Source organism: Bacillus sp. ISL-55, from assembly GCF_018613155.1.
GTDB lineage: Bacteria > Bacillota > Bacilli > Bacillales > Cytobacillaceae > Mesobacillus.
Genome location: NZ_JAGGQU010000004.1, coordinates 23564 through 35923, shown reverse-complemented (window position 1 = coordinate 35923; position 12360 = coordinate 23564). Strand labels below are relative to the sequence as shown.

General features: G+C 46.8%; 13 protein-coding genes. All 13 read left to right on the top strand.

Annotated elements, in window-relative coordinates; translation table 11 throughout:
• Positions 1 to 13: 13 nt before the first annotated feature.
• The 13 genes from J7E32_RS02275 to J7E32_RS02215 all read left to right on the top strand — a co-directional run bounded on the left by J7E32_RS02275 (position 14) and on the right by J7E32_RS02215 (position 12350).
• Positions 14 to 391, top strand: a complete 378-nt coding sequence (locus J7E32_RS02275; protein WP_023613586.1) for an NADH-quinone oxidoreductase subunit A — start codon at positions 14 to 16, stop codon at positions 389 to 391.
• Positions 382 to 894 carry a NuoB/complex I 20 kDa subunit family protein gene (locus J7E32_RS02270; RefSeq protein ID WP_144479119.1) on the top strand — a complete coding sequence of 171 codons (513 nt, stop codon included), beginning with the start codon at positions 382 to 384 and terminating at the stop codon, positions 892 to 894. Before J7E32_RS02275 ends, J7E32_RS02270 begins: the two co-directional genes overlap by 10 nt.
• A gap of 3 nt (positions 895 to 897) precedes the next feature.
• Complete coding sequence (locus J7E32_RS02265; RefSeq protein ID WP_214903024.1) at positions 898 to 2292, top strand: NADH-quinone oxidoreductase subunit C; 1395 nt, start codon at positions 898 to 900, stop codon at positions 2290 to 2292.
• A gap of 3 nt (positions 2293 to 2295) precedes the next feature.
• The gene (locus J7E32_RS02260; RefSeq protein ID WP_214903021.1) at positions 2296 to 3396 is read left to right on the top strand and encodes an NADH-quinone oxidoreductase subunit D; all 1101 of its coding nucleotides are present in this window, start codon (positions 2296 to 2298) and stop codon (positions 3394 to 3396) included.
• Entirely contained in the window at positions 3396 to 4403 is a 1008-nt protein-coding gene (gene nuoH, locus J7E32_RS02255; protein WP_214903018.1) for an NADH-quinone oxidoreductase subunit NuoH, read from the top strand. The genes J7E32_RS02260 and nuoH overlap by 1 nt, the downstream gene beginning before the upstream one ends.
• Positions 4404 to 4446: 43 nt before the next feature.
• A complete protein-coding gene (nuoI, locus tag J7E32_RS02250; protein WP_023613591.1) occupies positions 4447 to 4866 on the top strand; it encodes an NADH-quinone oxidoreductase subunit NuoI in 420 nt (139 codons plus the stop codon).
• Positions 4863 to 5387 (top strand): NADH-quinone oxidoreductase subunit J, encoded by a 525-nt coding sequence (locus J7E32_RS02245; protein WP_214903015.1) that lies wholly within the window; start codon positions 4863 to 4865, stop codon positions 5385 to 5387. Before nuoI ends, J7E32_RS02245 begins: the two co-directional genes overlap by 4 nt.
• Positions 5384 to 5698 (top strand): NADH-quinone oxidoreductase subunit NuoK, encoded by a 315-nt coding sequence (nuoK, locus tag J7E32_RS02240; protein ID WP_214903012.1) that lies wholly within the window; start codon positions 5384 to 5386, stop codon positions 5696 to 5698. The genes J7E32_RS02245 and nuoK overlap by 4 nt, the downstream gene beginning before the upstream one ends.
• A gap of 144 nt (positions 5699 to 5842) precedes the next feature.
• On the top strand, positions 5843 to 7705 hold the full coding sequence (gene nuoL, locus J7E32_RS02235) for an NADH-quinone oxidoreductase subunit L (RefSeq protein ID WP_214903009.1): 1863 nt from the start codon (positions 5843 to 5845) through the stop codon (positions 7703 to 7705).
• Positions 7705 to 9225, top strand: a complete 1521-nt coding sequence (locus tag J7E32_RS02230; RefSeq protein WP_214903006.1) for an NADH-quinone oxidoreductase subunit M — start codon at positions 7705 to 7707, stop codon at positions 9223 to 9225. Before nuoL ends, J7E32_RS02230 begins: the two co-directional genes overlap by 1 nt.
• Before the next feature lie 6 nt (positions 9226 to 9231).
• Positions 9232 to 10752 (top strand): NADH-quinone oxidoreductase subunit NuoN, encoded by a 1521-nt coding sequence (gene nuoN / locus J7E32_RS02225; RefSeq protein ID WP_214903003.1) that lies wholly within the window; start codon positions 9232 to 9234, stop codon positions 10750 to 10752.
• A gap of 334 nt (positions 10753 to 11086) precedes the next feature.
• Positions 11087 to 11323, top strand: a complete 237-nt coding sequence (locus J7E32_RS02220; protein ID WP_214903000.1) for a DUF1146 family protein — start codon at positions 11087 to 11089, stop codon at positions 11321 to 11323.
• A 307-nt stretch (positions 11324 to 11630) separates the two neighbouring features.
• Positions 11631 to 12350: a YwmB family TATA-box binding protein gene (locus tag J7E32_RS02215; RefSeq protein ID WP_214902997.1), complete on the top strand. Its 720-nt coding sequence runs from the start codon at positions 11631 to 11633 to the stop codon at positions 12348 to 12350.
• Positions 12351 to 12360: the final 10 nt, after the last annotated feature.

The following is a 12360-nucleotide window of genomic DNA, read 5'->3' as shown; positions in this document are numbered from 1 at the left end:
TGGAGGGATGGGCATGGAGCAGTTGAATCTATATCAAAATAACTATTTGATAGTCTTTGTGTTCCTATGTCTCGGGGTATTGCTTCCAATCGTAGCCTTGTTTGCGGCTAAGCTTTTGAGGCCGAAATACAAGCAGGACGAGCGGAAATATACCACCTACGAGAGCGGGATGGAACCGTTCAGCGATGCGCGGGTCCAGTTTAATGTCCGTTATTATGTTTTTGCTCTTATGTTCGTTATTTTTGATGTAGAAACAGCGTTTTTGTATCCATGGGCTGTCGCCTATGAGAAGCTGGGAATCTTCGCATTGATCGAGATGCTGATCTTCGTCGTAATGCTTCTAATCGGACTCATCTACGCATGGAAAAAGAAGGTGCTAAAATGGATTTAAAATTGGATGATTTATCACCCGCAGAAGCGGCAGAACTCCAAAGGAATGTATTCGTGACAACTCTTGAACAGGTTAAAGGCTGGGCCCGCAGCAACTCGATGTGGCCAATGACTTTCGGTCTTGCGTGCTGCGCGATTGAAATGATGGCATCCAGTTCGGCTCACTATGACCTGGACCGTTTCGGGACATTTTACCGTAACTCACCTCGTCAGTCCGATGTCATGATTGTTTCAGGTACTGTAACGAAGAAAATGGCTCCGACTGTCCGCAGGCTGTACGACCAGCTGGCAGAACCTAAGTGGGTAATCGCGATGGGTTCATGCGCGACAGCAGGCGGTCCATACGTAAAATCATACTCAGTTGTAAAAGGTGTCGATCAGATTGTGCCGGTTGATGTTTACATACCGGGTTGCCCGCCGAATCCAGCAGCATTGATTTACGGGATTAATAAATTGAAAGAGAAAATCCGTTATGAGGCGAAAACCGGGAAGAAGGTGATCTAACCGATGAGCGGGGAAAAGGATTTAGAGCAGATAAAGAGAGAAGCAGCCCAAAAAGCAAAAGAGCTTGCGAAGCAGCGTCAGGCCGCTAAACAAGCAGGGGAAGGAAACGACCCGAAAGAGGTTGCCGACAAAGTCGCAGAACCTGAAGTGAAGGAAACCGAGGCAAAGGCAGAAGCACCAGCAGGTGACGATGCTGAACTCGCTAAAAAGAAAGCCGCCGCCGCAGCGAAGGCAAAGGCAGCTGCACTGGCGAAAATGAAAGCGAATGGCCAGGCCACAGAGGAAGCTCCTGAAGCCAAAGAAGAAGTATCAGCTTCGGTAGAAGGTCAAGACGCTGAGTTAGCTAAGAAAAAAGCCGCAGCTGCAGCAAAAGCGAAAGCAGCCGCACTTGCAAAAATGAAAGCAACTGGCCAGGTGGAGGAAAACGCTGAAGTGGAAACTCCAGCAGCCACTGAAGCTACAGCGGGAGACGATGATGATCTTGCGAAAAAGAAGGCCGCAGCCGTAGCAAAAGCAAAGGCCGCAGCGGCAGCGAAAAGAAAAGCACAGGCAGAAGCAGGCGGAGAGGCAGATGCTCCTGCAGGCGACGATGATGACCTTGCGAAAAAGAAAGCCGCGGCCGTAGCGAAGGCAAAGGCAGCAGCGGCAGCAAAAAGGAAAGCTCAGGAGGCAGGCGGAGGAGCAGACGCTTCAGCAGGCGACGACGATGATCTTGCGAAAAAGAAAGCCGCAGCCGTAGCAAAAGCGAAGGCAGCTGCAGCAGCAAAAGCCAAAGCCGCAGCCGGCGGAGGCTCAGCAGACGACGAAAAAGCGAAAGCGATTGCCGCAGCAAAGGCAAAAGCAGCCGCAGCAGCGAAAGCTAAATCAGCAGCTGGCGCAAAAGCAGGAGCAGATGAGCCTGTTGAAGAGAAAAAACCGTCTCCAAACCAGCCTTACTTAGATAAATATGTAAAAACGATTACAGACAACCTTGGTGATGATATTTTGGAAGATTCCTATATTAACCCTCTTTCAAAGGATGTTCCAACTCTTGTCGCGAAGAAGGAATCTTATTACCGACTGGCTGAATTCCTTAAGTACAACGAACGATTAGGTTTTGATTACCTTTCAGAACTTCACGGCACGGATTTCCAGACACATATGGAAGTGTATGTTCACTTGTACTCATACAAAAATCGACAATCAGTTGCGTTAAAGGTCAAGCTAGACCGCGATCAGCCTGTTACTCAGTCCGTCCAGCCGCTATGGGCAGGAGCAGATTGGCCAGAGTGTGAAACGTATGACTTGCTTGGCATCAAATTCGAAGGCCATCCTAACCTCCATCGCATCATGCTTGGTGAAGACTGGGTCGGCCACCCGTTAAGAAAAGACTATGAACCGTATGATGTGGAGGTGTAGCCCGTGATACGCACAGAAGAAATGCTCTTGAACGTGGGCCCTCAGCACCCTAGTACACACGGTGTATTCCGCCTCGTTCTGAAAATTGACGGTGAAATTATCGTTGAAGCAAAGCCGGTCATCGGTTATTTGCACCGCGGGACAGAAAAGCTTGCCGAAGATCTGCAATATACACAGATCATTCCGTATACAGACCGTATGGACTATGTTTCGGCGATGACGAATAACTATGTAATCGTCCATGCAGTCGAAACGATGATGGGCTTACAGGTGCCTGAACGCGCTGAGTATTTAAGAATACTGGCGATGGAATTGAACAGGGTTGCCAGCCACCTGCTGTGGTGGGGAACATTCATCCTCGACTTCGGTGCGACAAGCCCTTTGCTTTACGCATTCCGTGACCGCGAGATGATCCTGAACCTGTTGAATGAACTGTCTGGTGCTCGTCTGACGTTCAACTACATGCGTGTAGGCGGCGTAAAGTGGGATGCTCCGGAAGGCTGGATTGAAAAAGTGGCAGAGTTTGTTCCTTACCTTAGAGGCCAGCTGAAAGGCTATCACCAGCTTGTATCAGGAAACGAAATCTTCCTGAACCGTACAAAGAACATTGGTACTTATACAAAGGAAGACGCAATCAATTACTCTTTAAGCGGCCCGAACCTGCGCTCTACAGGCGTGAAATGGGATTTGCGCAAGGATGAGCCGTATTCAATCTATGACCGCTTCGACTTCGACGTTGTCACTCGCGAAGAAGGAGATGCCTTTGCCCGTTACCATGTAAGGATGGGTGAAATCGAGGAATCTCTTAAAATCATCGAACAGGCTGTGCAGCAATTCCCGAAAGACGGGGAAATCATAGCCAAGGTTCCAAAAATCATCAAGGCTCCAAAAGGGGAAGCGTTTGTCCGGATCGAAGGCTCCCGAGGTGAGATCGGATGCTACATATCCAGCGATGGAAAGAAAGAGCCGTACCGTCTCAAGTTCAGAAGACCGAGCTTCTACAATCTGCAAATCCTTCCTAAACTGCTCGAAGGAGAAAGCATCTCAAATCTGATTGCAATTTTAGGAGCGGTTGATATCGTTCTTGGGGAGGTAGACGGATAATGGTTCAGGAGCTACTCGAATCAAGCGCAGGCCTCATGAATTTCAGTATTTTCTTCGTCCTGGCTGTCGTCCTGCTGTTCGTAATCCTTGGATTCGTAACAATGGCGATTCTGGCAGAGAGGAAAGTGCTTGGTTTTATGCAGGGCCGTTACGGTCCATCCCATGTCGGCGGTAAATGGGGGCTGTTGCAATCCGTAGCCGACGTCGTAAAGCTTCTTGTAAAAGAAGACTTAATTCCAAAGGCAGCGGATAAGCCGCTGTTCATTATCGCACCGGTCATCGCGTTCGCGCCGTCCTTCATGGTCATGGCAACGATTCCTTTGACTGACAAACTGCAGTTTGCTGACTTGAATGTTGGTTTCCTGTATTATATCGCTATTTCAGGGCTGACGATCGTCGGCATGCTGATGGCAGGCTGGGCATCCAACAACAAGTACTCATTGCTTGGCGGTATGCGTGCCGCGGCACAGATGATTTCCTACGAAATCCCGCTTGTCATGAGCGTTATTGGAATCGTCCTGCTGACAGGCAGCCTCAATCTTAATGAGATTGTTGCAGCACAAGGTGACAATGGCTGGTTCATCCTATGGCAGCCAATCGCGTTCATCGTGTTCTTCATCGCTGCTACTGCCGAATTGAACAGGGTTCCGTTCGACCTTGCTGAAGCGGAAAACGAGCTTGTTGCCGGTTTCCACACAGAGTACTCTGGCTTCCGCTGGGCGATGTTCATGCTTGCTGAATATGTGTATATGTTCGCAATGTCTGCGTTGATCACTGTATTATTCCTTGGAGGCTGGCTGCCGCTGCCGTTCCTCGGCTTCATTCCAGGAGCTGTATGGTTCGCGCTCAAGTTCAGCTTAGTGGTCTACATCCTCATTTGGTTCCGTGCTACGTTCCCGCGTATCCGCGCCGACCAATTGATGGAGTTCGCATGGAAAGTGCTTCTGCCGGTAGCGCTGGCAAACATCTTCCTAACTGCTTTGATTAAAGAATTTTTTCTAAAATAGGAACGGAAGCAGCATTGCTTCCTGCATTAAAGGGGTGAATTACGTGCTAGGATGGACTAAAGGATTAGCTTATACCCTTAAACAATTGACTCGCGAAAAGCTGACTTACGATTATCCAAACGAACCGATTCCGCTTCCTGACAGATTCCGCGGGATCCAGAAGTTTTATCCTGAAAAATGCATCGTCTGCAACCAATGTGCCAATATTTGCCCGACAGATTGCATTAACTTGACTGGTAAAAAGCATCCTGATCCAACGAAAAAAGGCAAAATCATTGATACGTATGATATCAACTTCGAACTATGCATCCTCTGTGACCTGTGCACAGAAGTTTGCCCGACTGAAGCGATCATCATGACGAACAACTTTGAACTTGCTGAATACAGCCGGGATGATTTATTCAAGAACCTGGAATGGCTTGACGAAAATGATGAGAATATACGGAAGGTGAATAAAGCATGACGTTAACAGGCGAATTTTTTGCGTTTATGTCACTTGCTTTAGTGGCGGTAATCGGCGGCGTGCTTTTATTGAACCTCACGAAGGTCATCCACATGGTCGTAGCGCTCGTCTTTACTTTCGTCAGTATTGCAGGTATTTATGTGCTCTTGTCCGCTGAATTCCTGGCGGTCATCCAAGTCATGATCTATTCCGGCGCCATCACAATCATGATGCTGTTCGGAATCATGCTTACCCGCCACCATGGTGACGATGCTGAACCAAAAGGCGGTATGCTGCGCAAGCTTGCATTGCTGCTCGGCGTACTCGGCTTTGGAGCAGCAGTATATTTCGGAATTTACGATTTGAATTTCGAAGCAGTACCAAATACACTGCATGAAAACAATACAGAACAAATCGGGGTATCACTGTTCTCGCATTACATTATCCCGTTTGAACTGACATCCGTGATCCTGCTTGCTGCGCTCGTAGGCGCAATTGTACTGGCGCGCAAGGATGATGAAAAGGAGGGTGATCAGGAATGAGTTCTGTTCCGGTTTCAGCCTATCTAGCTCTTGCACTTATTCTTTTTTGCATCGGCCTCTACGGTGCCCTGACAAAAAAGAACACAGTTATTGTATTGATCTCAATCGAATTGATGCTTAATGCGGTCAATATCAATCTGGTAACCTTCAGTAAATACGGAGTGAATCCTTCGATCACTGGCCAGGTTTTCGCGCTGTTCTCCATCGCGGTAGCAGCAGCTGAAGTAGCGGTAGGACTTGCGATTCTGATATCGCTTTACCGCAACCGCAGTACGGTCAATATTGATGAAATGAATCAGTTGAAAAATTAGATTGATGGATTTTTCATAGGCGGCATTTGCCGCTGAAATCAGAAGATTTCTTGTAGCTGGACTGCCCCGTGAAAGACGGGCCTCAATCTGACGGGCGTATATAAGATAGATAGCGCACGTTCAAAAAAGGGGATTGTGATATTAATGGAGAATGCTTGGCTCATTCCGCTGTTCCCGCTTGTATCCTTTCTATTCCTGCTGCTGTTCGGTAAAAAGCTGAAAGAAGCGAGCGCATTCGTGGGCATCCTTGCGACGCTTGCCTCTCTTGTATACTCCATCCTTGTGCTGATCGAGCGCTTTTCGGAGTCTACATTCAAAGCTGAAGCCGTATGGCTGACAATAGGGAATCTGGAACTAACTGCGGGCTTTGAAGTAAATCAATTAAACGCATTGATGCTGGTGATCGTGTCTCTTGTCAGTTTCCTTGTGCATACCTATTCAAAAGGGTATATGCATGGTGATGAGCGCATTCCGGTTTTCTATGCTTATCTAGGACTCTTTACTTTTGCAATGCTTGGTCTTGTCATCTCGCCAAACCTTTTGCAGACATATATTTTCTGGGAATTGGTCGGTGTAGGTTCATTCCTGTTGATTGGATTCTATTTTTACAAAGAAAGCGCCAAAGCGGCTGCAAAGAAAGCCTTCATCATGACCCGTATCGGGGATGTCGGGCTGCTGATCGGGATGATTCTTTTATTCTGGCAAACTGGCAGCTTCGAATATGATGAAATTTTTGCTGCGGTAGAAGAAGGCGCAATTTCCGGAACGATGATTACCCTTACTGCCATCTTGATTTTCATCGGTGCAGTTGGTAAATCAGGTCAGTTCCCGCTTCATACATGGCTTCCAGACGCGATGGAAGGCCCAACGCCAGTTTCTGCGTTAATCCACGCAGCAACGATGGTTGCGGCCGGTGTTTACTTGGTCGCATCGCTGTTCCCGCTCTTTAATGCGAGTGAAACAGCCATGATGACAGTTGCGATCATCGGTGCCTTCACAGCGATTTTCGCGGCAACAATCGGCCTTGTCCAGACTGACATCAAGCGTGTTCTTGCATTCTCGACTGTCAGCCAGCTTGGCTACATGATGCTTGCATTAGGCTCTGCCGGCTATGTTGCCGGAGTCTTCCACCTGATGACTCACGCGTTCTTTAAAGCATTGTTATTCCTTGCAGCAGGAAGCGTTATCCATGCTGTACATACTCAGGATATTGAAAAAATGGGCGGGCTTTGGAAAAAGCTTTCCTTCACTGGACCTTTGTTCCTGATCGGAACACTGGCAATCAGTGGTGTTCCATTGTTCTCAGGATTTTTCAGTAAAGATGAAATCTTGATTGCTGCATGGGCTCATGGCAATTACACTTTGTTCTGGCTTGCAGTGATTGCGGCGTTCTTCACAGCTTTCTACATGTTCCGCCTGTTCTTCATGGTATTCACTGGTGAAGCACGCAGCGAAATGAAGAATGTCCATGAATCGCCATCCGTCATGACGATGCCTATGGTTGTACTGGCTGTACTGGCTGTGGTAGCTGGTTACGTTAACACACCTTGGTTCGGCACATTCCTTGGCGACTGGCTCGTTGAAGGAAACGAAGCGCTTGGCCACGGGCATATCGAAGGTCCTGGCTGGATCATGATTGTCGCTACGGCTGTTTCCTTGCTCGGCATCCTGCTTGCATGGATGATGTACAGCAAGAAGTCGATTTCACGCGACTGGCTGTCCAGCAGAGCGCCAATTGCATATGGCATCGTGAAAAATAAGTACTATATCGATGAGATTTACAATCAGAGCATCGTGTTTGGTGCGAAAGCGATCAGCTTGTTCCTGCGGTTCATCGAGGTCTTCCTTGTTGAAGGACTTGTGAAACTGACAACTGCTGCCGTCCAGACACTTGGTAAAACAGGTGCGAAAATCCAGAACGGCCAGGTACAGACTTACGGCACAATCGCCTTCGTCGGCCTTGCAGTCCTGATCGTCATCTATGCGCTGACAGGGGGGTATTTATAATGGATTTCAACTATTTCCTTACCTTGCTGGTATTCTCCCCTATACTAGGAATCCTGCTGTTGGCATTCATGCCAAAGGCGAATGAATCAGGCATCAAAATGCTTGGCGTACTGGCAACACTGCCGTCATTGATCCTTGCGCTGATCGCATACTTTTCGTATCGCGGCGGCCATGACCTCGCCAATTTTACGGAAAAATTCCGCTGGATCCAATTCGGCGGACAGGGTGCTGAGCAGCAGGGCATGTTCTCAGTGAACTATGAACTCGGCATTGATGGATTCGGTTTGATCATGGTGGTTCTCACAGCAGTGATTGCGACGCTTGCGGCAATCGCGTCCTTCCATATCAAAAAAGAATGGAAAGGCTACTACATGCTGTTCTTGCTTCTCGAAATCGGGATGCTGGGAGTATTCACATCACAAAACTTGATCCTGTTCTTCCTTTTCTTCGAAATCACCTTGATCCCAATGTTCTTCCTGATTGGGAAATGGGGCTATTACGAAAAAGAAAAGGCTGCATACAGCTTCTTGATTTATAACGGACTTGGCTCAGCAATTTTGCTGATCGTCATCATGGTGTTATTTTCAAGAACAGGAACGTCTAATATCGAAATGCTGTCAGTCATGATGAACACAGACAATGCGCCAATGTTCGCGCCAGTCTCTGAGTCATTGAAGATGGGATTGTTGATCGCATTGCTTGTCGCGTTCGGTGTCAAGCTGCCAATCTTCCCGCTGCACAGCTGGATGCTGCGCGTCCACGTCGAAGCGCCGCCATCCATCGTTATGATCCACTCAGGGATCTTGCTGAAGATCGGTGCATTCGGTCTGATCCGCTTCGGGATGGGGATTTTCCCTGAACAATTCGCGGAATTAGCAGTGCTGCTTGCGGTATTGGGTGTTATTAACCTTTTATACGGAGCGTTCCTTGCTTTTATCCAGACAGACTTCAAAATGGTCCTTGCTTACTCTTCTATTTCCCATATGGGGATCGTTTTAATCGGGCTTGGCGCATTAAATGAGGCAGGAATTCAAGGCGCTATTTTCCAGGTCGTGTCACACGGCTTGATTTCAGCTCTATTGTTCTTCCTTGTCGGGGTTCTTTATGAGCGCACGCACACGACAACGCTTGCGAACCTTGGCGGCATGGCAAAAGGAATGCCGCTTGCATCAGGCTTCCTGCTTGCAGGCGCGATGGCATCGCTTGGATTGCCTGGCATGTCAGGATTCGTCAGTGAATTCATGGCATTCCTTGGACTATTCGAAGAAATGCCAGTCCTTGCAGCGGTTGGTACAATCGGCATCATCATGACAGCCGTTTACCTGCTGCGTGCAGTCCTCGCCATCACGTATGGCAATGCAGAACGTGAATTTGTCGGGATATCAGACATTCGCTCATTTGAATGGGCACCAGTGTTAGTGTTGATTGGCTTGATCGTACTGATTGGTGTATATCCAGCTGTTCTTAGTGAACCGCTTCAGGCAACTTTAGAGACTATCTTGATGGGAATAGGGGGGTGATGAAGGATGGATTTAGATACACTTCTATCATTTGATTGGGGGACGATGACTCCGGAATTCATCATCCTTGGTGTCATTGCAATTTTATCAGTCGCTGATTTATTCATGCCAAAGCAAGTCGACCGGAAAGTCCTTGGCTGGGCCGGCTTTGCAGGTGTGGTGCTGGCACTGATTTCACTCGTATCGCTAATTGGCACTGAAACCACATCGATTTTATACGATACATTCAGATTGGATTCGTTCGCGATTGCGTTCAAGCTGCTTCTCCTTCTCGGAGCGGCGCTTGTCATGCTATTGGCGATCGACTACAGGCCGAATGATGGAATTGGGGAATATAAGGGAGAATTCTTCTACCTGTTCCTCACTGCCTTGCTTGGAACGATGTTCATGGCATCAAGCGGAGACTTGATCACCTTGTTTGTCGGTCTTGAATTGCTGTCTATTCCGTCTTACGTTCTTGCAGGTATGCGCAAACGAAACCTGAAATCGAACGAATCAGCAATGAAATATGTCATAAACGGCGGAATTTCCTCCGCGATCACATTGTTCGGTATGAGCTATGTGTACGGAATCGCCGGAACAACCAATTTAAAAGGAATCGCTCAAGTCTTTGGAGGTCTGAGTGACCCTCAGCACATTTACATTCTTGGACTGGCATTCTTCATGATTTTTGTCGGCCTGTCATTCAAGCTGGCATCCGCTCCATTCCATATGTGGGCACCAGATGTATACGAAGGAGCACCAACTCCAGTGACAGCGTTCTTGAGCGTCGTCTCGAAAACAGCTGGATTTGTGATCATCCTGCGTATCCTGTTATCTATCTTCGGATATATTCCAGTAGCACAGGAAGATGGGCAGCCAATTCCTCTGCTGTTCGCGGTTCAGGATTACATTGCATTCCTGGCGGGAGCAACGATGATCATTGGTAATGTCATCGCATTAAGACAGCGCAATATCAAGCGCATGTTCGCCTACTCAAGTATCGCGCATGCCGGTTACATCCTTGTCGCATTGACTGCCATGTCATTCGTGACCTTCGATGCAATCTGGTTTTACATGCTTGCTTACTTATTAATGAATCTTGGCGCTTTCGCTGTGATTCAGCTGATCACAATGAAAACAGGCTCAGAAGATATCAGCCACTTCGCCGGCCTCTACCGCCGCTCGCCATTATTGGCAGTGGGAATGGGAATCTTCATCCTGTCACTCGCAGGAATCCCGGGTACAGCAGGCTTCATCGGTAAGCTGAACATCTTCATGGGAGCATTGATGGTCGACCAGGCACACTACGTCCTTGTATCGATCATGATTGCAACAACAGTTGTATCCTATTTCTACTACTTCGGAGTCATGACACAAATGTTCTTCCGCCCGGCAGCAAGCGATGAAAAAATTCAGCTGCCAATCGGAACACTCGTCGTGATCCTGGTAACAGTCATCGGAACGATTCTGTTCGGAGTCATGCCAAACCTGGCAATCGACTTCATGCATAGTAATTTTAACCAGTTCATTGACTTCATGAGATAATTTTTCACTTCGCTAACTAAGAAGTAAGAACAAAGCTCGAATCATGTATGGATTTTGGGGAAAATCAATTCATGGAAACAAAGGGGTAAATTCAGCTGGCCTTGCTTTTAAAGCGGGCCAGTTTTTTTTTGCCATTGAGAAAAGATCGCATAGAAGGATTTTTGCGATAATAGCAACGGGAAAGATTAAATCACACGCGAGAAGAGCATATACCAGAGGAGCTAGTGGAAAGAGAACTTTCGGTCACATGAAACTTTCCGTCTTCTGAAACGTCTAAAATAACAGGTAATCATCTAGTTTATGTTAAAATAGACATGGTAAGGGGGGACCGTTTATGATTACAGGTTTTGGCGGCTTTGCGCTGACCAGCATTCTGACACATCTTATATTTATCGCCGTTTCATGGTGGGCTCTTCAAGCACTCCAATTTGATAAGCTGCTCCGGGCAAACCATGTGCTTCAAGCCCGAGTTTTATATATTCTAACTTCCATCGCACTGGGATCCACAGTAAGTAATTTCTTCCTTGATTACCTCCAATGGTCACAGCAGCTTCCGATGATTTTTCAGTAAGGCCTAATTGGTTTTTACTTAACAAAGGTAGTTTTGTACTTGATCCGATTTCTGGAATTTTAGCCCATCTGCTGTTAGTTCTAAACAAATTGGTAAAAAATTAGGTCTTCATACATGTTCCCAAAACGCGAAAACTTGAGTATTATTGTTTTTGTGCTTGTTTTTTGCGTTAGCATGTTTATTTTTTCACAAACGATGAACACCCGGCAAAGTTGGTACATAGAATAATGTCAAAAAGTGACGAGAATTCCCAAGTATGCGATTTGCTCTCCTGGTAAGAATGGTAATAAGGGAGAGTGAAAGACATATGAAGAAGATTCCATTTATTTTATCAATTTTTGGCATTATTGGTTTTATAGTGCTTCAAGCTGGGAATAAGACGACTGTAGCTGACGCTGATCATGAAATAAAAACTCTGGCCTCAGTTTTGCAGGACGAAAATATTTTGATCACTGGTTGGTCTATATATGCAAGGGAAACATTGGAAGAAGAAAATGTCGAAGATTTGGTAAAAAACTTGAAGGTCCAGCTCCCGGATTGGACATGGAACCACCTCAATGGAGAACTCACCGCTGTTTCGAATTCTTCTGAGATTCAGGAAAAAATTAAAATCGTTTCTACGGACACAAACGGGCCGATACATACGTATGTGATGTATGAGGTCAGAGGTCAGCAGTGGAATAAAAATACAGAAACCTTTTTAAACAAAAATTTACCAGGCAGATTATTTGACATTTTTCGAGGGAATGCCACAACTTTCTCTTGTATTGAAGGCGAAATCAATGATAAGATAAAATCGGCTTTACCTGTTTATAAAACTAAATTGCTAAAGGCTTTTCAAGCCGAGGAAGTCGAAGGATTGGAAGAAGAAGCGTTTATTTCCACATCCGCCGTTTCGCCTTTGTTCGACAACTCTTTGAGCAATGACCATGAGATGAATATGCAGCTTGGATTACGGAAAACTGATCGATTGGGCGCAAAGACTACCCTAGTAGTTGGCACACCCATCATAACGATTGAATATTAATATAGAGAAA